3 protein-coding genes (1 of these 3 cut by a window edge) are annotated in these 23,519 nt (G+C 68.3%); all 3 read right to left on the reverse strand.

What is annotated here, in order from left to right; all coding sequences use genetic code 11:
* Window positions 1-22,521 carry the 5' end (the start) of a LuxR C-terminal-related transcriptional regulator gene (locus ACFVMC_RS02005; RefSeq protein WP_379206016.1) on the reverse strand. The gene continues 34,770 nt to the left of window position 1, outside the view, so the window shows 22,521 of its 57,291 coding nt (coding positions 1-22,521); it begins with the start codon at window positions 22,519-22,521; the stop codon falls past the left edge of the window.
* A gap of 15 nt (window positions 22,522-22,536) precedes the next feature.
* Entirely contained in the window at window positions 22,537-23,031 is a 495-nt protein-coding gene (locus tag ACFVMC_RS02010) for a YbaB/EbfC family nucleoid-associated protein (protein WP_379206018.1), read from the reverse strand.
* A 76-nt stretch (window positions 23,032-23,107) separates the two neighbouring features.
* Window positions 23,108-23,431: a hypothetical protein gene (locus ACFVMC_RS02015; protein ID WP_379206020.1), complete on the reverse strand. Its 324-nt coding sequence runs from the start codon at window positions 23,429-23,431 to the stop codon at window positions 23,108-23,110.
* Window positions 23,432-23,519 lie beyond the last annotated feature (88 nt).

Genomic DNA, 23,519 nt, shown 5'->3' on the forward strand with positions numbered 1-23,519 from the left:
GTTGATCAACCCCTGCACCAGGCGGGCGTGCCCGGTGAACTCCGTGTCGGTGCTGAAGCCTTGCAGCGGTGCGTCGTTGAGCGTGGGCGCGATATCGCTCCACACCACGCCCGCCAGGGACGGCTCGAGCAGATCGGCGTCGGTGACCCGGACACCCTGTGCCTCGTTGACGAAACCCGCCGCGACCGGCACGCAGTCGTTGTCGTGCTTATCGAGGATGTACCGCGTCCTCGGGAAAGCACCGTCACCGTCGACCGCGACCGTCACCGACAGCACCTGCTCGCCGCGCGGACCCGTCACCTTCGCCGTGACGTGCACACCACCACGAGCCAGATCGTGATCGTTGGTCGTGTACGACCGCGTGGCCCGGTGCACGGTGCGCTTCACCTCGGCCAACGCCTCGTCGACCTTCGCGGGCGGCCAGCCACGCATGATCGCACGCAGTCGACTGTCCACACCGTCGAGGCCCTGCACACCGTAGAACAGATCGAGCGAGAACCGGCGGGTGCGGGCCGGATCGTTCACATTCGGATGAAGCCCGGGGGTGAAGTCGAGCGGATCGGGGCGACGCCCCGTGAGACGCTGCCACCAGGTCTGTTCCGCGGGCAGGTGCGGTCGAACCCAGTCGAATCCGGCGGCCTTGGCGGCGGCGTGCGCCTCGTGGCCCGTCGCCTTCGGGTTGCGCGCCAGGTATTCCGCTTCGTACAGCGCCGCTTCGAGCCCGATGATGTCCTCACGCACCGGGTGACCCTCGATCAACCGGTTCCACATCTGCACGACATCGGCGATCCGGTTGACCTCGGAATTGCGCAACAGATAGTCACGCGCCCGAATCATGTTCCGCAGCACCTGATCCGGTGGACGGGTCCGGCCCGTGTGGTCCCGTAGCCAGGTCGAGCCGTCGGCCCGCTTGGGCATGTGCTGGCCCTTGGGATCACGCACCCACGCCTTACCCGGACCACGCACCCAGCGCTTCGGGTCACCACCGGAGTACGCGTCAGGGTTCGACAGCGCGTTGTTCACGATCCGCGCCAGCTGACTGTCGTGCTCGGCTACCCGGTTGTGCTCGAACCCCGCGTAGGCAGCATCGGTCTCTTCTTGCAGCTCCTCGATCGCGAGTTCGTTGTCCTCCCACTGCTCGGCCTGAGTCTGCGAGATGTCGACGCTGTCGCCGGTGAAGGGATAGGCGATCGTGCCGTCGAGGCGCTTCTGCTCGGAATTCAGCCCGATCGGCGCCAGCTCGTCACGATGCAACGCCTGCGGATCCGGCTGCGCGTCGTTGAACCACGCGTAGGTTCGCGTGCCACGAACCACCGGCAGCAGATGGATCCATCGGCCCTTGCGCACCGCCGGAACCCACTGCGTCACACCGGCCATCGCCTGGGCGACGTGCGGGTGCCGGTTGACGAAGTCCACCGACAGCGGCAGCGCCACGGCCTGGCCGTGCGCGGTATTGGCGGGCAGCCACTGGGTCGCGCGCAGCACGGTCCGGCCGATCCACGGGCGATTGTGGACCAGGTTCTGCATCCACGGATGTGTCGGAATCCGTTGCAGGATACCGACAATCAGAATGCGGGCGTGGAACGAGATGAGCCCGACATCGGAAGTCCAGGCGTTCACGCCCTCCGGGACGGAGTAGATGTCCTTGGAGAACGGCAGATTCTGCGGGAACAGGAACGCCGGAACCTCACCGTTCTCGAACTCGTGCAGTCCCGCCATGATCTTGTCGAAGGTCGGCACCATCGACACCTTGAACAGGAACGGCGGCTGCGGATCCGCCCACTCCTCTTTCTCCCACTTACGCGGATGCTTGGCCGGATCCCACGAACCAGACCGCTGGGTCAGCTCCGCATCGGTGGACGGCAATGCCACCGACTGCTGATACGTGCCGTCGGCGTCGACCTCGACCTGCCGGAACGTCACATTCACCGGAATCAGGGTCGACTTCGCCATGCTCAGCAGCATGTCCAGATTGGTCTGCGGCGACAGCGTCGCGTACAGCGCCTGCCGATAGTCGTTGACCTTGGTATCGGTCCCGACGACCACCGTCTCCGCGTCGAACGCGTCGGGGCGCGAGGACGGACGGACACCTACCCGCTCCGAGACTGGCAGCAGTCCCAGCTCGTTCAACGCGTCCAGCGCGGCCCGGCGCTGCGCCAGCTCACCGTCGAGATGCGCGGTGAGCCTGGCCTGTTCGGCCTCGGCCTCGCGGATCTGGTTCACCAGCGTGCGCAATTGCTGAACCTGCTCGGCACCCGGCTCGCGGGAACCTTGGAATTCCGGGTTCAGCTGGTTGACGTCATCGATCTCGAAGACCTCGGCCAACGCGTTCCGCGCCCTGGTGCCCGCCAGGATCTCCTGGGTCAACGCCGCACGCAGCTCGATCAGCGGACCGGGCGGCGTCTTCTCGGTCAGCATCGTGTGCAGGGCTTGCAGCTTGGCCACAGCATGGTCGGCGTCGCGCAGTTTGATACCGAGCGCCTGTAGATCCGCCCGTTTGGCCCGGGCGGCGGCCCGCGTGTCGACACCTTCGGATTCGAGATCGAGAATCGCCCGGCGCAACGTCGCCTTGGTGTTCTCGCCACGGGCGATCTGCTCTTCGAGGGTGTTCTGCACCTGCTGGGCCATGTCGACCCGGTCGCGCAGTTCGAAGGCCCGGCTGAGATCGTCGACCAGGGCCAGATCCTGACGGACCTGCGCCACCTGGGTATCGTCGCGGACCGCGTCGGTCAGCTGCTGCTGCAAATCGGCGAGCTGCGCGGACAATTCGGCCTGCCGCGCCCGCGTCTGGTCCTCGGTCCGGCTCAGTGCGTCGGCGTGCGCCTGCACGGCGGCCGCGCGCGCCGCCTCGGCTTCGGACCTGGCCAGCGCGGCTGTCTCCAGCAGCTGTTCGGCCTGTGTGGACAGCACGTGCGCGTCTCCGGAACGCCCGTCCGCGAGTGCTTCCGCGGCCTGGATGTTCAACCGCACCGACTCGGCCATCGCCTCGGTCTCGCGCGCCACTGCCTCGGACATCTCGACACGCAGCGCGGCGAGCTGCGTGGCGGGCGGCGGCGCGTGCGCGGGTGGCTGCCGGTAGGCCGGGGCGGGCAGGTTCGGACCTGGGGTCTGACCGATATTCAGGTCCGCGGCCGGCTGGGCGGCATCGCGGCCGAGGCCCGCGATGACCTCTCCGCCCTTCCACACCACGGCCCAGGTCGCCGCGTTCCCTTCGGGCGAGCTGCCGGTCAGCTCCGCCAGGGACAGTTCCGGACCGCCGGGGCGGTTGGTGAACCACGCCGTACCGTCGCTGTCGGAGCGCACGTAGGTCACCGGTGTGCCGTCGAGCAGGAATACGTTGTCGCCCAGGTACTTCAGGGCGTAGGAGTGCGCACCGACATCGTTGTGATCGACGGTCACCCGCTGGTCCAGGACCCAGGCGATCGAATCCTTCCCGGCCCGTTCGCTCATCAGGCTCTGCACCAGGCTCGCGTGGTCGAAACCCTCGACCTGCGCGCCCAGCAGCAGCGGCGCCACATCCTGCCACCGCCGGCCCGACAGGTTCTCCGCCGACTGCGGCTCCGGCTGGCGCACCACATCCGGCCGACCCTCCACCCGCTGGTCGTTGGCCACCAACCGCAGCGAGTCGTCGACACAGGTGTTGATGGGTGCCGGTTCGGCGACTGCGACAGCCGGTACCGGGGCGGTGCGCGCCGGGGTCGCGGCGGTGCCGTCCTCGGCGGCCTGCGCCGGCATCGCATCGGTGAGCATGTCGGCGGTGAGCTGGAGTTGCGGGAAGTCACGACCGAGCAGCGGCAGCAGGAACGCGCCGATCCGGATCCCGATGGTCGCCCCGGAGACCTTCCCACCCGGCTCGACATCGAACGCCTGTAGTGATTCCTGTAGCTCCTCGATCGCGGCGACCGCCTCACCGAACGGCTTCATATTCCCGAAGCCCGGGCACACACCGCGGCGATCGACCTTGAGCATCTCCTTCGACCTACCGGTGATCGATACCGAGGTGATCCTCTGGTTCTCGGTGTCGAAAGTGATTGCGAACTCTGGTGGTTTCGCCGGAGAAGTGAAGCCACCCAGCGTCGTGAACGTGACCCCGGCCATGGTGGCGAACTTGGTCGTGAACTGCAGGATCGCGTGCTGGATAGTGGACCACGGCCAGCCCGCGATCACCTCGCTGTGCTTGGCCAGGCTCTCCAGATAGCCGCGCAGGACGATCGCGACGCTTTCCATATTCGTCGAGGCGCTGAGCACCGTCTTGTCGCCCGTCACATTGACGACGACATCGCTCACGCCGAAGGCGGGCAGATCGAACATGGCCCGGCGGTGCGCGGGGACGCTGTTCAGGATCGGATTCCGGCTGGCGGACCGCTCTTCCTTGATCGCCGCCAGCTCGTCCCAGACCGATCGGACGCCTTCTCGGGCCGGGTTCATCAGCGGCCAGGTGGCGGTCAGATGCTGGACCGCGGCCTGCGCGTAGGCGTGCTGGCCGCTCTCGCGCGGGTGGCCGTCCATGTCGTGCATGACGTAGTCCGTGTCCAGCCACGAGGCGTAATAGCCGGGCTGGAGGTTCGTGTAGTCCGCCCGCAACGCCGCACTCACCCGATCCGGATGATCGCTGATCTGTTGCAGGGCCATCTCGCTCAACTTGTACTGCAACACGCCTGATGCGATCGAGCGCTCCAGCGAATAGTGCAGGTACGCAAGCTGAGTCGGTGGGAAGATATCCGAGATCGGAACTCCCGGAAGATCCCCGGCCTTCAGTTTCAGGTCGACCTCGGCCTCGAGGAACTTGCGGCCGATCTCGGCGATGGTCTCCCGCAGCTCCGCGGCGAGCTCGGCCGGATCCCGCGTCGCGGCCTCGGCCGTCAGTGCCAGGACCTTCGACTGCCCCTCGACCGTCAGCGCGCGAATCAACGTGACCGCGCCACGCGGCATGTCGTCCGACTCCACCCAGCCGTGCGAAAGATCGCTGTGCACCTCGAACGGTCCGGACAGCTCTGCCTCGGCGAACTGTACCGAGGTCACCTTGCCCGCGTCATCGGCGAGCGCGACGACACTGGTCCCAGCATCCGGCTCGGTCGCGACCGGCTGATTGTCGATCACTTCCAGTAGCAGCACTTGCCCGATTCCGGCTTCACCGATCACGCGCAGCACGATCCGAGCGCGAGCATCGCTGTGCTGCAAGGCATTCGACGCCAGTTCGGCGGCGGCCTGCTGCACCAGCGGCCGCTGCGAGAGGCTGCCCCAATCCAGCGCGACCAGCTGCTCCCCGACCCAGTCCGCGATGGTGTTCGGATTCTCGATCACGGTCTCGATCGGACTGCCGGCCTGCCCGAGGAAGGTGGTGTTCGATTCGGCGAGCCACGGCGCGATCCTGGCGTGCACCTGCTCCAGCGCGGCGGCGACCCGAATCCGGTCGGGGCCCAGTTCCACATCGGTGTAGCGGGCGGTGCTCGAACCTTCGGTGTTGTCGAGCACCAGCGTTACTCGACCGGGCACACCGCGCACCGGGCTCAGTGCCAAGGTGATCGAGAGCTGATGCTCACCGGTCACCTGGACCTCGGTCACGTCGACCGAGAAGTCGGTGCCGAAACCTCGGAACGTCTTGGTGATCAGATCCCGGGTCGATGCGTCGACCTCGACGAAGGCCTGATCGACGAGCATCTGCGGCGTCGTCAGAATCCGCGGCGACTGCCAGATGCCCTCCTGGTTGTAGGCGCGGAAGTCGACATCGGTGAGATCGACACCGGAGTCGACCAGCAGGTGCTGGAGCTGGGCGGCAAACTTCGGGTTCAGCGAACCCGCCCAGAACGACTCCGCCGAGGAAGCCCAAACACCCGTCAGCACACCGTTTTCGATGATCCACACACCGAACGCGATCGGTCCGGCGTCCGGGTCCGGGAACGAGCTGTACAGCTCGGCGTGCGAGGTGTCGCTGGTCGACGCGCTACGGATCTCGTCGGGGAAGATCACGAAGACTTCGCCGAATTCGCCGGTGCTGTGCAGCTCGCCCTCGGCGTCGTAGATCAACCCGTTCCGGATGGTCAGCGTGCCGTACTCGGCGATCGCGCCCAATTCCGGCCGGTGCGTGTCGGGTCGGTTGGGTTCGGCGACGTCGTAGGCGGCCACGCTCGGCTCGACTCGCGCGTCCACCGCGGGCGGCTGGATCGCCGGATTCGAGCCGATGTAGGCGTTCTCGCCGGGCGTCGGCGCGTTCACATCGCCGGTGTCCAGGACGATCGCCTGCTGGTTCTGGTAGGCGGTGGCCCACAGGGCGACCGCGCCGTCGCGGGTGCCGCCGGCCAGATCGGCCAGCGAGACCTGACGTGACTGCCCGCTCGGCAGGGCGGCGGCCGGGGCGTCGAAGTACTCGCGGCCGTTCTCGACCCGGTCGAGTGTGACCCGCGCACCGTTGAGTTCGAAGACGTGCCTGCCGTTTTCCTGACCGACGTAGTGCAGCGACAGGGCGTGACCGATCGCGCCGTGCCGGTCCGGATTGCCGCGCTGCTCGATCACGTAGGCGGTGGTGCCGGGGCCCGCGTTGATCAAACCCTGCACCAGGCGAGCGTGGCCGCTGACCTGGGACGTGCCGGCGAACCCTTGCAGCGGTGCGCCGCGGAGCGCCGGGACCAGGTCGCCGAAGCGCACACCGGCCAGCGACGACGGCGCGAGCAGATCGGCGTCGGTGACGGTCGCGCCCTGGGCGGCATTGACGTACCGGCCCGCCGTCCGCACGCAATCGTTGAGGTGCTGGTCGATCTCCACATGCTGTGGCACGACCCGCATATCGCCGCCGACGCCCACGATGTCGACCACCAGCGTCTCGGCACCGACCGGCCCTTCGACGTACGCCGAGACCTGGACTCCGCCGCGCATGATGCCGACATCACCCTCGTAGGACCGGACCGCGTGCCGGACCAGGTCGTCGATCTGGCTTTGTGCCTCAGCGACTTTCGCCGCCGGCCACTGGCGCAGCACCGCCGCGATATCGCGGTTGAGCTGGGCGAAACCGGTCTCACCCGGGGCGAACTCCAAGCCGATGCGCCGGGTGCGCGCCGGGTCGTTGACATTCGGATCGAGTTCGGTGGTGAATCCGAGCGGGGTCGGGCGAGCACCGGTCCAGCGTTGCCATCTGGTGCGCTCACGCGGCAGGCGCGGTCGGCGATCCCAGTCGAAGCCCGCGGCTTTGGCCGCCGCGCTCGCCTGCTGCACGCTCGCGCCCGGGTTCGCCGCCCGGAAGGCGATCGAGACGATCGCGGCTTCGATCCCGATGACGTCCTCGCGCACCGCCTGGTTGGACATCAGACGCTGGAACATCAGGGCGATGTCGTGGTTCGGCGGAATCTCGATATTGCGCACCAGGTAGTCGCGGACCTCGGTCAGCGTCTGGATGATCTGCTCGCGCGAGCGCGGACTACCGTCGGGGTGCTTCAGCCAGGTCGACCCGTCCTTGTGCTTAGCCATGGTCGACCCGTCCGGGTCGATATCCCAGGCCTTGTCCTTGCCGCGTACCGGCTCCAGCGGGTTGCCGCCGGAGTAGCGGTCCAGATTCGCGAGGGCGTGATCGGCGATCGCCGCCAGCATGCTGTCGCCCTGGTGGACCCGGTTGTACTCGAAACCCTCGTAGGCAGCTTCGGTCCGCTCCCGGATCTCGGCGCGTTCGGCTTCGTTGGCGGCCCACTGCGTGGCCAGCTGATCCGGAATCTCCACGCTCGGGCCGGTGTACGGCAGGGCGTGCGACCCGTCCAATCGGGCCTGCTCCGAATTCCGCGGCGGCGTAGCCAGTTCCGGGTTCTGCAACTGCTGCGGATCCGGCTGGCTGTTGTCGATCCAGGCGTAGGTGCGGGCGCCGCGCACCACCGGAATCAGCTGGATCCACTTGCCGTCGCGCACGGCCGGAATCCATTGCGTCACATCCGACATCGCTTGCGCGACATGCGGATGCCGGTTCACGAAATCGATCGACAGCGGCAGCGCGACCGACTTGCCGTGCGCGGTGTTCGCGGGCAGCCAGCGGGTGGCCGAGAGCATGAATCTGCCGATCCAGGGCCGGTTCTGGACCAGGTTGACCGTCCATGGATGCGTGGAGATCCGGTCGGCGACACCAATCGCGAGGATGCGCAGGTGGAACAGAATGAGCCCGACATCCGAACTCCAGGCGTCCACACCCTCTGGAATGGTGTAGATCTCCTTGGAGAACGGCAGATTCTGCGGGAACAGGAACGCAGGAACCTCACCCGGCCGGAACTCGTGCAAGCCCGCCATGATCTTGTCGAAGGTCGGCACCATCGACACCTTGAACAGGAACGGCGGCTGCGGATCGGCCCACTTGGTCTTCTCCCAGGCGCGCGGATGCTTGCCCACCTCCCAGGAACCGACCCGCAGGGTGAGTTCGGCGTCGGTGGACGGCAATGCCACCGACTGCTCGAAGACGCCGTCAGCATCGGCGATGACCTGCCGGAACTGCACGTGCACCGGGATCTCCGCCGACTTCGCCATGCTCAGCAGCAGATTCAGGTCGGCCCACGGCGACATGGTCGCGTTCAGCGCCTGCCGGTAGCTGTTGACGTCGGTATCCGTTCCGACGACCACGGTTTCGGCGTTGAGCGCCTTGGGATCGAGCGCCGGGCGCACGCCGACGCGTTCGGAGACCGGCAGCAGACCCAGCTCGTCCATGGCGGTCAGGGCGGCCCGCCGCTCGGCGACCTGGGTGTCGAGATACTTGTGCAGCGCGTCCTGCTGCGCCTGGAGATCCCGGATCTGATCGACCAGCGGGCGCAGCTCGCGAACCCGCTGCGCGCCCGGCTCCAGCGCGCCCTCGTACTTCGGGTTCAGCTGCTCCCGGTCGGCGATGTCGAACTGTTCGGCCAGATCCTCGCGAGACCTGCTCCCCGCCAGGATCTCCTGGGTGAGCGCGGCACGCAGCTCGATCAGTTCACCCGGCGGCGTCTTCTCCGTCAGCCGCTCGAGCGAGGTCCGCAAGTCCTCCAATGCGTTGGTCGCGCTGCGCAGCCGCAGCCGCAGCGTCGCCAGATCCGACCACTTGCCCGGGGTATCGTCCGGTTCCGCTTCCAGCAGCGCGATGGTCTCGCGCAGCGCCCGCGCCGACTCCTCGCCGCGGGCGATCTGCTCCTCCAGCGTGTGCTGGATCCCCTGCGCCGTGTCGACCTGCTCCCGCAGTGCGAACGCGGCGGCCAGATCGTCGACCAGCGCGAGATCGCGGTGGAACTGCTCGGCGTCCAGCCCGCCGCCGAGTTCGACCTCCAGCCGGGCCTGCACGGCGGCGGCCTCGGCGGCCAGGGCCGCGATCTGCGCCCGCGTGTCGGCCTCGGTGCGGGTCAGCGCGTCCTCGCGCGCCTGGACCGCCGCGAGTCGCGCTGATTCCGCCTGCGCCGCAGCACTTTCCGCGGCTTCGAGCTGCTCACGCGCCTGCGCGTCCAAGGCGGCGGCCGCATCCGGGTTCCCCTCGGCGCGCGCGGCCTGCGCCTCAGACGCCAACCTGGCGGCCTCGAGCCGGCTGCTGTTTTCCAAGGCCAGGGCCACCGACATCTCGCCGCGCAGCGCGCCGAGGCGGGTGGCGGGCGGCGCGTGCGCGGGCGGCTGCCGATGCGCGGGCACCGGGGCGTTCGGATCCGGGGTCTGGCCGATGGCCAGATCGGCGGCGGGCAGGGCGGCGTTGAGGTCGCCGAAGTTCGCCACCGGCCGGCCGTTGTTCCACGCCGCCGCCCACGTCGTCTTGGTGTCGTAGCGACTGCCGCCGGTGAGATCGGCCAGCGCGACCCGGCTGCCGTCCGGAGCCACGAACCAGTCCAGATTGCTGCGCTTGGAGCCGACCTCGTCGTAGGTCACCCGGCGGCCGTCGATCTCGAACTGGTTGCCGCCCAAGTACTTCACCGTGTAGGAGTGCGCGCCGACACCGTGCGCGCCGGGGCTCCAGCGCTCGTCCACCACCCAGGCGATGGCACCGGGCCCGCCCTGCTGCCGCAGCGCCTGGATCAGGTTCACGTGGCCGCGGGCGTCGCTGTTGTCGAACGCGCCCGGGCGCGCGCCGCGCAGCATCGGCTGCACATCGCCCCAGGTCCGGCCGGACAGGTTGCCCGGCACCGGGATCGGCACATCGACGATATCGCCCTGATCGGCGAGGACGCGACTGAGCGAATCCGAGACGCAGGTGTTGATCGCGGCCGGGCCCGCGGCATCGATCTCGCTGGTGTAGTAGGTCACCAGCGCGGCCAAGGCTTCGATCTCGACGGCTGCCTGGCGCACCTCGCCACGCAGCTGCTGATGCAGCTCGGCCAGCGCCTTGGGGTCGCGGACGAAGATGTCCTCGAACTTCTCGGTCTTGAACTTGCCGAAGGTCGCCTTGTACTGGGCGTCGGTGGCGTTGTAGATGTCGGCGCCGTGCAGGCGCACCCAATCCTGGTCCGGCACGACAACTCCCGGCACGGTGGGCAAACCGGCCAGTCGCAATTGGGCGAGCAGCAGATCGACATCCGCGATGAGCGTGTCCAGGTGCGCGGGCGCATCGGCGAGAATGATCGGCGCGATGTCGTCGGCGACACGCGGGTCCCGGGTGAACAGTTCCGGGTCGGCCTCCAGCTGCGTCAGCAGCGCGTCGATCTCCTTGACCAGCTTGGGTTTCGCGGTCTTGAGCGCCTCCAGGGTGGGCTTGGCGTCGGTCGCGAGATCGGCGCGCGAGAGCGCCAGCTTGTTCAGCGCGGTATCGACCCGGTGGTAGGCGTCCAGGGCGTGCAGGTTCTGCGCGTACTCGACCAGCGCCTCGATCTGCGCAGCCCGCACATTGTTGTCGAAACGCAGGCGCTCCAGGGTGGCGTCGAGCTGGCCCGGGGTCAGATCGATCCGGCCGATCGGCAGCCGCCCCACCAGTTCGGTGATGGCCGACTCGATCTGGCCGCGCGACATCCGCGACAGATCCAGTGCCGGGCGGCTCTGCTGCGCCGGATCGGTGACCGTCTGCCACGGGCCCCCCTCGTGGCGAACCATGGTCGCGGTCAGGTTCCGTCCGTCGAAATCCTCGGAAATATGGCGCACCGCAGGTGATTCCACCGGCGCGGTGGCCACCCGCCAGGTGCCGCCGACTTCGCGCGGCCAGGCAACGCGGTACTCGACCTCGAGGCTGCCGTTGTTGATCAGCTCCACCAGTTCGAAGTTCGCGGGATCGGCGAGTGCCTTAGCCAGCGCCACATCGTGATTCATGGCGTTATCGATGACGACCAGCTTCATCGGCGTCCCGACCAGCCCGATGCCGGGATGGGCGACCGGATCGATCAGGAACCCGCCGCTGACCCGAATCCATTCGCTGCCGGCGATATTCGACATCGCCTCGGCGCTCTGGTCGAATGCGCTGTCTGCATCGAGCACGCGCTGCGCCTGCGCCTGGAACGCGGTGATGTCGTTCTGCAACTGGGTGAGCCGAGAATCCAACTCCGCCAGCACATCCGGGTTCTCGGGATCGACACCGAGAATGTGCGCGCGATGCTGGAGTTCGGTACGGATGTGGTGCCGGCGCAGCGCCTCCTCGAAGAACCTGCGAGCCGCGGGGGTGTCGCGGTGCGACAGATCCCACCACTGCCGACCGCCCTGCATATTGTTGTTGATCCCGCCCCAGCCCATCAGGCTCGCGCGACCGTTGTGCGCCGCGTCGACCTCGCGCGCGTACCGATCCAGCGGGCTCGGACGGTTGACGACGGCGGCCGGAAGCAGATGCGACAGGTCGATATCGGGCAGGAAGGGGATATCGGCGTTCTCGGCGACATAACGCGCCAGCGCGGCACGGAAGGCCTGGGCCGACACCGCTTCGCGGGTCAGCAGATAACGCGCCTGCCGCATGGCCGCCTGCACCGATTCCGGGCTCGGATTCGACAGATCGATGCCGAGCGGTGCCGCCAGCGCCTGCAACGCACGTGCCCGCGCGTCCAGTTCCTGGGCGGCCCGCTGCATCTCCCGGCCCTTGTCGGCGAGTTCGGTCTGCGCCGGAACGGACGGATCGTGCTCGGCCTCGGGGGTGACCGGAGGTTCCAGTGAGGTGTCGACGCCGGGCACCAGCTGCGTGGGCGGCAACGTCGGCGCCACCGGCGGTCCCGCCAGGAAGCGGTCCGCCAGCCCGAGGCGGCGGAGTTCGGCCTCGCGATCGCTGAGCGCCTTCGGATCGGCGTCCTCGAGGGCGTAGTCGTAGACCTGGCCGGTGCGCGAGACGGGGCCGTGCGATTCGGCCGCGGTGCTCTGGCTGAGCAGGAAGGCTTTGATCTTCGGCCAATTACGCTTGAGGTTGACCACCTCGCGAATGGTGAACGCGGGATTGGCCTCGAAGTTGCTCCAGAAATCGCTGTCGGCCAGGTGACCGAAGTTCTGCACCGTGAACGACTGACCGGCCGGCACCAGCTCCGAGGGCGGATGCACCGGGTTGACCACGCCCTGCTGCTCCCGCAGAGTCTGGATGACGCCCGGCTTCGTTTCCGGCGCCTTGACGATCGCGGCGGTGGGCACCTCGGGTGCGGCCAGCCGGGTGGCCGGGTCGATCCGCCAGCCGCCGGAGCCGTCCGGCGTCAGCTGGATCGGGATCCGCCGGCCGCCGACCTCGAGGTCGATCCGCACCGGCCCGCCCGGCCGCTGGCCCGCATGCATCACCTGCGTGACATCGGCCAGCTCCAGCACCGCCTGGGCCCGCGCCGTGGTCTCGGCTCGCAGCCGCGCCAGCGTGTCGTCCAGATTCTTCCCGGTCAGACCGTCAGCCGGGACGGCGAGCAGATCAGCCCAGACCTCGACGATCTTGTCGATCTCGGTCTGCTGCTGATGATCCAGAGCGGCGTCGCGGCGGCTCATGGCGGTGGCCAGGGCTTCGATCGCGCCCGCGCGCAACAGGACTCGGTAGCGTTCCTGCGCGACGGTGGTCGCCAGGTTGGCCGGATCCCGCTGTTCGGTCGTCAGATTCAGCTGATCAGCGAGCGAGGTGTGCGCCTGCTGCATGGTGAGCGGACGCGGTGGGGCGTCGGGGTCCGGCGGCGAGACCAGCGGTCCGGCGATCGCGTCCCGATGCGCCAGTGGAATCGGCGGCGCCGCTTGGGTATCCGGCGGCACGCCGATCGACAGCATGAAGTAATCGGTCGCGTCACGCTGCGCGAGGAAGTCGGCGTCGGCCGGGTCGGACGGATAGCGCCAGTAGCGCTCCCCCGGGAACTGCTCGTCGGCGGTCAGCGGATCGAAGTTCGTCGGGAACAGCATGTGCTGCTGGGCCAGACCGTCCGCCGAATCGTCCAGGAAGCGGCGAGCCAGCGCCATCTGCGCCATATCTTGCAGCGCGGCCTGCGGATCCGGCAGCGCGCCAAGGGTTTCCGGGAGATCCAGGCGGGCGGCCAGGTCCTGCGCGTAACTCAGATGCGCGGGCGAGGGCTCGGCCCCGGCTTCGGGCTCCACGCGCAGACTCGGCGTCTCGTCGAAGAACCGGGCCGCCTGATGCACCGGATCCTCCGGCCGCCGCGGCGCGGGTGCGGGATCCTGGCCGACGCGCAGGTCGGCGTCCGGCATCGGGCCCTCGTCGCCGAGATTCGGGACATGCGCGTCGTTCTGGAAGATGCTGGCCCAGGTCGCTGCGGTCTCCGCCGGTGTGCCACCGGTCAATTCGGCCAGCGACTTCGGCTGGGTGTCGCCGCCTGGGCCGAGGTCGAGCAGTTGCTCCTGACCGTCCTGATCGACATCGGCCAGCAGCACCCGCTGACCGTCCACGTCGAACACGTCACGGCCCAGGTAGGTGACGGTGTACGCGTGACCGCCGACACCGTAGTCGTCGACGGTGGTGCGCTGATCGATCACCACGGCCGAGGCCCCGACGCCCTGCGTCCGCAGCGTGGTCAGCAGGCGGGCGTGCGCACCGCCCTGCTCGCCCGGCAGGAACGGTTCGGGCTGCGCGACACCGAAGTGGTCCGACAGCTCACCCCACGGCACACCGCTGATCCGGCCGGGATCGACCGCGAACCCGCCGAGCGCGTTCGGATGCCGCACCGCGAGCAGATCGAAAGCCCTTGTCACACAGTGGTTTATCGGCGTACCGGCGGTGGGCAGGCGGTAGTAGGTCTCCGCGAGCGCCGCCAGGGCGGCGATATCGGCGGCATCGGCGCGGACATCGGCGCGCAGCTCCGCCAGCGCCTGCGCGATCTGCTCCGGCGTGCGCAGCGCGGCCAGGTCGAGCTTGCCCGCCCGGAAATTCTTGTAGATCGACACCAGCTCGTCCGGCGTAGCGGTGTCCAGATCGACACCCATGAGATGCAGCCAGTCGGCGTCGGGTTCCGCCATATCGGGAGTCGGACCGGGCAGCGTCTGACCGTGCTGTGCCTGGGACAGGAAATCGGCGAGATTGTCGATCAGCAGCGCGACCTGATCGTGGGCGTCACTGTGATGCATCGGCAGGCCGCCGGGGCGCTGCTGATCGTCCGCGTCGTAGAGATTCGGATCGAAATCGACCAGACCCGGATACCGGCCCAGCATCGCGGCGAGCTTGTCGAACTTCTCTGCCCGCGCAGGCTGCTGCTCGGCCAGCTCCTTCAGCTTCGCCAGCGGACGGTCACGCAGATCGTCGCGGCTCAGCCCGGCATCGACGAGCGCGAGGTCGAACGCGTTGAAGCGGGCCACATTCGCGTGCAGACGAGCCATATCGGCCAGCGCTTCGATCCGCACCGCACGCAACCGGTTCGCGACGCGGGCCGCTTCCAAGGCGTCCTCGACCCGGTTCGGAGCCAGATCGGTCAGCTTGACGCCTTGATGCGCGGCGGCATCCTCGACCCGCGCCACCAGCTCGGCGGTCGACAGGTCGGCCGGATCCGGGACCGGGATCGCAGTATCGGGCGCGGCGAGCGCGGCTGCGCTGGGGATGACCCGCCACGGCCCGCCGTCATTGTCGCGCACCATGGTCATTTCGAGCGTGCGACCGTCCACCGCGCCCGAGAAATGCCGCACCTGCGGCGCGTCCAGCTCAGCGACGTGGATAACGCCGCTGCTGTCGGCCCACGCCACCCGGTACTCGAGCTCCAGCTCACCCTGGGTGAGCATCTGCGCGATATCGGTATTGCGCGGATCGGCGAGCGCGTTGGCCAGCTGCTGATCGTGGTCGCCGCCGTCGTTGATCACGACCAGGCGCTGCGGGTTGCCGTCCAGCAGGCCGATACCCGGCGCGGCGTCCGGATCCAGCAGATCGCCGCCATTGTCGAGCAGCCACCGGTGGCCGGCCGTCGCCGCCATCTCCTCGGCGATCCGGGCGAATTCGGTGTCGGCGGCGGTGTAAGCCGCTTCCAGCAGCGCGAATTGGTCGGCCTCGGCGGCCAATGCGGTAGCCCGCGCGTGCAGCGCGGTGAGCGCGCGCGCCACATCGGCCGGGCTGTGCTTGGCCGGGTCGACATCGAGCAGATTGGCCCAGGTGCCGTGTTCGGCGCGCACCTGCTCGCGCTGCATCGCCTCCTCGAACGCCTGCCGGGCCTCAGGGCTGGGGTTGCCTTCCGGGTCCCACCAGAGCTTCAGCCGCGTCGGATTGTTGTTGACGCCACTGGCTTCGGAGTCCGCGCCGGGCAGGCCATCGGCCACGTTCTGCTCGCGCATATAGCGCTCGAGCGGATCGGGCCGCAGATCGTTGGTCGGCAGGTAGGCCAGGCGCTCGTTCTCGTTGTGGAACCGTGTGGCCGCCTGCGCGTAGGCGGCGGCGGCCGCCGCCTGCCGCATCGCCCGATATCTCGCCTCGCCGAGCGCTGTGCGCACCGCGGCCGGACTGTTGTCGGCCAGCGGCAGGGCGATCGCGTCGGCGCCCGCGTAGAGCGCGGTCAGGGCGGCGTTGCGGGCGGCGATGGCGGCAGCGAGTTCGGCACCGCTGCGCGCCAGCTCCGGATCGGTGCCCTGAGGTTGCGCGTCCGGCACCGGCGGCACGACATCGTCGTCGAGGCCGGCGCGCTCGTCCGGCGCGACCGGATCCGTGGTCTGTGGGGCACCGACCTGCGGACCATCGGAGTAGTTGCCGGTCACCATGTTCCAGAAGGCCTCGCGGCCCTTCCACAACTTCGTCGCCTGCAAAGTGAAGAACGCCGGATCCCAGTTGAAGCCGCTGACATCGGCGGCCGCGTCGCCGGTCAACAGCTCGAACTCCGCGCCGAAGGCGTTGTAGAGATCGCTGTTGTTCTCCGAACCCAGCGCGTACTGGATCGGGCGGCCGGTGCCGTGCGAACCGAGGTGGGTGCGCAGGAACTTCAGGGCGCGCTTCCACCGGCCCGGCTGCTGCGCGGTATCGGAGTCGCTGGAGTCCGGCTCCGGGAGCGGCGGCGGGGGCAGCGGTTCGGCGGGCTCCACCCGCCAGCCGCCCGCGCCGTCCGCGATCAGCTGGACCGGCACCCGCTGACCATCCACCACCACGACGTACCGGCGAGTCTCGCCCGCGACGACCTGGGTGCTCTTCTGCTTGACCTTGTGCACCGCCTGCGCTGCGTCGGCGAGGTCGTTCAGGGCTTCCGCCCGCGCGACCACATTGTCGCGCAACCGCTCCAGCGTCGTATCGACCTGCCCCTCAGCCAGGTCGCTTTCCGAGAGCTGAAGCAGACTCGCCCAGTGGTCGGCGACCTTGGCGAGGTCGGCCCGCTGGTTCGAATCGGTGGCTGCGTCGAGCGCAGCCAGCGTGTAGGCCAGCGACTCGATCGCACCCGCCCGCAGCATCGTTCGATACCGCTGTTCCACAATCGTTTCCGCGAGATTCGCGGGTGTCACCCGATCTTCGGTCAGCTGGAGCTGACGGAGTAGCTGCGCCTGCGCCGACTGCGGCGCGAGCGGCTGCGGCGCCCGGCTCGAGCGGCTCGGCGGGGCGCCCAGCGCGGGTGCGATCGCATCCGGCACGGCGATCGGCATGGCGGGTGCGGCGGCATCGGGGTCGACCGGCGGCAGCGCGTGCGACTCGTCGCGGTGCCGCGCGAAATCCGGGTCGCCCAGCACCATCGAGTAGTTCCAGTACCGCTGACCGAGGTGCTGCTCATCGAGCGTCAGCGGAGTGAAATCAGCCGAGGTCATCAGCTCGCCCATCCGGCCGGTGATCGGCGTCGGATCGAGGAACCTACGCGCCCAAGCCATTTGGGACAGATCCGCGAGAATCCGCCGCGCGTCCGGCATGGTCGACAGCGAGTCGCCCAACCCCAGCGCCTGCGAAAGCCGGGACAGGCGTGCACGGTCGGCGTCGGTCAGCGCAGCGAGTTCGCCGACCGGAGCCGGGGTGGTCCCGGGCGCCGCGGGCGTCTGCTGCGCGTTCGGATCGGGCTGGGCCGCCGGGTCCGGCGTCTGCAACGAATTCGGATCAAGCTGAGCACCCGGGTCCGGCGTCTGCAACGCATTCGGATCAGGCGTCTGCAACGAATTCGGATCAGGCTGAGCACCCGGATCGGGCGTCTGCTGCGAATTCGGATCAGGCTGAGCACCCGGGTCCGGCGTCTGCAACGCATTCGGATCAGGCTGAGCACCGGGATCAGGCGTTTGCGACGTAGTGGGATCCGGCTGAGCAGCCGGATCGGGCGTCTGCTGCGCGTTCGGGTCAGGCTGAGCACCCGGATCGGGCGTCTGCTGCGAATTCGGGTCAGGCTGGGCCGCCGGGTCCGGCGTCTGCAACGCATTCGGATCAGGCTGAGCACCCGGATCGGGCGTCTGCAACGCATTCGGGTCCGGCTGCACAGCGGGATCAGGGGTCTGCAACGCATTCGGGTCCGGCTGCGCGCCAGGATCAGGCGTCTGCGATGCAGTGGGATCCGGCTGGGTCGGGTCCGGTGGCTGCGTATCCGGGTCCGGGTCGGGCCGGGTGGTCCGCTCGTCGCGCAGGTTGTCCAGGAGTTGACGCAGATCGCGCATCGGGTCCGGGCGACCGCCCTGGTCGTCGCCGACACGGGGGCGCGGATCGTTCTCGTCGTCGTCATCGTGGCCCTGAGTGGCGGCGCCGACCGCGAGCGGGCGAGCCACGTACGGGCGCACGGCATTTCCATTGCCGTCGTAGATCATGACCCAGGTCTTCCGCTTCGACCTGGGGAAATTCTCCGGATCGAACTCGACCGGACCGTTCTCCTGGTTGTACGGGTCGTCGACCATGATCTTGCCGGTGTCGGCGTCGTAGTACATGACGTACGCGTGCGAGCCGACTCCGTCGCTGTCGACAGCAGCGCGCTCGTCGATGACAATGGCCGTCGCCCGGCCCTCCATGAAACCCAGCGCCTCGGCGATCGCCCCGTGCGGAGACTTGCGCTTACGGACCTTGACCTCGATGGCCTGGGCGTCGCCGTGCTGCTCCAGCTTCTGCATGGACATGCCCTCGGCGGTCAGCTCGGTCGGCAGGGTGACGTCCGGGTTGCCCGTGCGCTGGCGCGCCCGGTACAGCGCCTGCTCGGAACACCCGTTCTTCTCGCGCAGCGGCGGAGCGTCGGTGTCGAGATACGACTCGTTGTCGGGACGCTGGTACTGGGTGGTTCCGGCAGCGATGTTCTCCAGCCGATACATCCGATCGACCGGCACCGGACGCACCGGCTCGCTCCGAATATGCCGACCGGTGAACTCACTGAACAGCCCGCTGGCGCGATCCTGCACATGCACCCGGACATCGCCGAAGTGCTTCTTGCCGATCATCGGCTCGTCTTCTTGGCCGAAGGCGATCAGCACGACGTCGTCGACGATGCGCTCCAAACGCCCCTTGCGGCCGGAGGATTCGACGACGTCCACGCCGTAGCCGCGCGCGATGATCTTGTTCGAGAGCGCGATCCGCGGTTTGCCGTCCTGCACGCGCAGCTCGTTGGCCGCCGCCCGGCCCGCGTCGAACGCGGCCATGTCGCGGGCGAGCAGCTTGCCGCCCTGCCGAGCATGCCAGGTCGTGACGGATTGAGCCTTGCTCGGCGTGCCGTAACCGATCCACGCGATCGAAGCGGCCGACTGGCCCTCGCGTAGTCGACCGGCGGTGGCCTGGTACTGGCTGGCCATCTGCGCCACGATGCCGCCGACATTGGCCAGCGAGGCATCACGGCCGGGAACATGCCAGGACAACATGGTCGCGGTGTCGACATCGCCGATGGCGATGGCCGCGCGGCCGCTGCCGTTGAACGCGGTGGAGTCGAAGGCCATGACATGTACCGGCGTGCCGGGCGCGGTGAAGAAGGCCGTGAGTTGCGCCTGGGCGATGGCCGATTCGGTGCGCAGCAGGTTCGAGAGCTGCTTGTTGGCGGCGGCATCGAGCTTGCTCTTCCCGATCAGAGTCTCGAGCTCCGCGTTGACCTCCTTGACCTTCGCGTCCCGGGTCTTGCGCGCCTCGGCGATGTCTCGCTTGGCCCGCGCGATCTCGCGGCTGATCTCCTTGCGGGCCTGGTGCCGCTCCCTGAGTTTGGCCTTCGGGTCGACCTGGGTCTTCGCCCGCGGCAGCTCGGACTTCGCCTGCGCCAGAGCGGCTTCCGCCGCTTTCTGGGCGTCCAGCAATTCGCTCAGTCGCTGCTGTTGATCCGCGTCCAACCCGCTGCGGGCGATCAGATCGGCCTTCTCCCGAGCCATCTGCAGGCGGGCCGCGGTATCGATATCCGACACGGGGATACCGGGCATATTGGCGACAGCGGCCGGATGCACCTGGATCAGGAGCCGCTGCTGCTCCGGGGTGAGGTTGTTCCACCGCTCGGAGTTGCTGCGCGCCAGCGCATCCGCGTCGGCGGGCTTGGTCTTCGGGGTGAGCTGGAGGTCGGAGAGATCCGGCTTGGCACCCATCCCGGCGACCAGCGTCTTGGCCTCGTCCTTCTGGGCCTGGCTGGGTTCGCGGGTGTCCGAGGGCAGCACCTGCCGCGGGTCGCGGATGTTGTTGTCCGGGTCGGGGCTCGGGTTGGACGAATCATCCGGCGTGGCCCGGCTTTCCGGATCGGTGGTGTTCGCGGGATCCGTGCTGGAGTCGGGATCGGTGCTCGCGCGCGCCGGAGCCGGGTTCGCCGGAGTAGGTGCAGGAGGCGGAGGCGGAACCAGCGCGGAGTCGTCGTCGCTGTCCGGATTCGCCGCCGAATCCTCATCGGAGTCCGGATTCGCCGCCGAATCCTCATCGGAGTCCGGGCCCGCCGCAGAGTCCTCGTCGGAGTCCGGACTCGCCGCAGAGTCCTCGTCGGAGTCCGGACTCGCCGCAGAGTCCTCGTCGCTGTCGGGCCGCGCGGCCGAATCCTCATCGGGCGTCGCGGCCGAATCCTCGTCGGGCGAAGTCCGGGCGTCGTCGTCACTGTCCGGCTGGGCCGTCTGATCCGTGTCCGAGCGCGCGGCCACCTGCTCGTCGGTGTCGCTGCGCACCTGCGCTTCGCTCTCCGGCGTGACCTGGACCTGGCTGTCGCTATCGGCATCCGAGTCGGACGTATTCCGCTGCGGCGCTTCCGAATCCGTGATCTGACTCTGCACCGAACCGGCCGAAGCGGCGCCCGGCGCTGCGGCACCGGCGCGCGGGGCCGCCGTGGATTCGGCATCGCTGCTCGGGGTGACGGCCGAGGAGCCGTCGTTGACGGCGGACACCGAGGCGTCTCCGACGCGCGGCACACCGGGGATATTGGGTGTGGTGGGCCGGCCCGTGCTCGGCTGCGCGGGCGAGTTGCTGGTCTGGCCCGGTGTCGGCGCGGTCGAGCTGGAACCCGTTGCGGATGAAGAACTTCCGGGCGTGACATTCGACGCGCCCGTACTCGTGCTCGCCCCCGGTGCCGAGGCGCTCGCGCCGGGTGTGGAACCAGTCGCGCCGGGCGCGGCCATCCCCGGCGCGGCGGTTCCAGGCGCGGACATACCGGGCGCGGCGGTTCCAGGCGCGGACATACCGGGCGCGGCGGTTCCAGGCGCGGCGGTGCTGGTTCCATTGGTCGCGGTATTCGCACCCGCAGTGTTCACATCCGTGCCGGATGTTCCAGAAAGCCCTGTGCCGGAACCGATCTGAGAATCACCGAGCGGTACGCCGGCCAGGTTGTTGACCGCGCCCGGGTCGGTGACCGGGCTGATCTGCGCCGCACCGGCGCCGGGATCGGTAACGCCGGAACCCGGATCCGAAACACCCACTCCTGCACCGGGATCCGACACTCCGGTAGTGGGATTGGACGCGGCCGAACTCGCTTCTCCGGCCTGCGGTGCGCTGTTCTGGTTTCCCCCGGAATTCGACGAATTGCTTTCGCCCGCAGCGGCTTCCGAGCTTTGCTGCCCCGCCTGCGGTCCGGCGTCGTTCTGCTGCTGGTTCGCGCCCGATTCGGCGGGACCGGCCTGCGGCGCGTTCGTGTCCTGACCGGTCGTGGTATCCGCACCGGCGGTGTTCGTGGCCGGGCTGTTGTTGTTCCCAGCGCCGTTCTGCGTACCCGCGCCATCCTGATTACCAGCGCCGTTCTGAGTCCCAGCGCCGTTCTGAGTCCCAGCGCCGTTCTGAGTCCCAGCGCCGTTCTGGGTACCCGCACCGTTCGTGCCCGAATTCTCGCCGGTACCAGTGGGATTGGTGCCGTTCTGGTCCCCCGTCGGCGCGGTGCCGTCGGGCTGCGGCACATTGAAATTCTCGCCCTGGCCGACGTTCGGCGCACCGGAGTACTGCTGACCACCACGAAAGCTCGACGCCGCCGACGGAATCGCACCCGAGAGCCCGCCGCCGACGAACGCGTGCGGCGTGAACTCGCCGGTCATCGCCCACGCAGCGCCCGCACCCGCCAGACCCGCGCCGGTACCGACCATCGCGCCCGCCCAGGCACGGGTCCACCGGCTGTCGCTCTGCATCATCCGCCGCATAGCCGGGATTTGCCCCAGTCCGAAACCGGTGCCACCACCCACGGCGCCCGCCACGAACGAGACACCGACGTTCTTCAGGTAGCCGCCCCAGTCGAAAGGCTGCGACTTCAGGCCCTCCGCCTTGAGGATGTTGTGGATGGCGACTTCCTCGATCGTGGTCTGGACGACCTCGACCATGCCCTCCTGCACCATCTCGTAGACGACCTTGGCGATGACGGTGCGGGCTGCCTCGGAGAGGAACCGCCGGCCGATGATCCGGGCGATCGCGCTTTCCAGAATGCGGCCGATGATCCCGAAGGCGGCGCGGGTCGCGGCGATCGCACCCGCCTGCAAACCCGGGGCGGCCGGACCGGCGGCCAGCGCCCAGGCCAGCTCGATGACCAGCCAGCCGAGCGCGAAGATCGCGCTCAAATGGTTGCCGTGCACCTCGCCGGTGAAATCGTCCACGGCGGTGGCCAGATCCTTGAACGAATCCCCCATCAGCTCGATCGAGCCGTGCTTGGGATCCTGGCCGTGGATTACGCTCTGCAGCTGCTCGAAGATCTTCTCGCCGCCGGAACCGGCCGGATAGGCGACTTTGATGGAGTTACTGGCGACATCGGCTTCGCCGATCGCGTGCGCGAGGATCTCCTCGGCGATCTCACGCAGCACATCCGAGATCCCGTCCAGGTCATTGGGATCGATGTGCGTGATCTCCGCACCCGCTACCCACCCGACCCAGGCGAACTCTTCGGGAATATGCCAGTAACCCATCTAACCGCGCGCACGTCACCAGACCGAGTCGGTGACGCCCTTCCCGGTTTCGGGCTTGTCGTCGAGGTTCTCCACATCGGTGAAGACCAGTTCCGTGTCCTCCCGCTCGGCGTCGCCGGGAGGCGCGACGGAAACCTCCGGCTCCAGCGGAATCTCACTCTGCAAGTCGGGCATGCCCGGGATCACATCGGAGAGTTTGGGCAGCCGGGCGCGCTCCTCCGCCAGCGGAGCCATGACCTGCTGGCTCTGGCCGAATACGTCCTCGGCCGCCTGCTGGGTGAGCCTGGTGATGGCCTTGGCGATGTCCTCGTAGCTGTATTCGTCGATGCCGCTGCCGAATTTGGTCTGGATCACCACACCGTTGGCGTTCACCGTCACCGAGATCTGCCGGTCCCGGGTGGATGCCGTGGCAGTCAGCTTGACCCGCTGCTTCTGCATGTCGGCGATCTCCCGAATGCGGCTGCGGAATTCCTCCATCACACCGGCGATCTCGGCATCGCGTCTTGCCATCTAGTTCTCACCCACTCCACAGACTCTCAGGGCGGCCCGATCGGACCGCCCGCCAACCACCAGCAACCGAACCGGATCAGACGATCTTTCCGAATTGCTCGCGACGCTTCTGTTCTTCGAGTTGGACGTTGGTGGCCGTCTGGTACTGGCCGTCGGAGAGCTTGCCCCAGGATTTTGCCATCGTGCGCGTGCCTTCGATGGCACCCTCGAGCTGGTACTTGAGGCCCTTCGGGTCGTCCATGAACTTCTTGCCGAAGACCGGATCACCGCTGATGATGGCGATCAGCGAGTCCAATTGCGACTGCACGCGATCGGCGAGCCCATCCATCCGGTCGCGCACCTTGCCGGTATCGGCGCCCGCAGTACGTAGCTTCTCGACATAACTCTCGACGCCAGTCACTCTGCACCTCTCATCTACCAAGACACGCAACACCTGCAAAGCAGCTGCTACGCAGAGCTTTCCGACCATTCTGGCACTTCAACCGCGG

Origin of the sequence: Nocardia sp. NPDC127579 (genome assembly GCF_042672005.1) — a bacterium.
Classification (GTDB): Bacteria; Actinomycetota; Actinomycetes; order Mycobacteriales; family Mycobacteriaceae; genus Nocardia.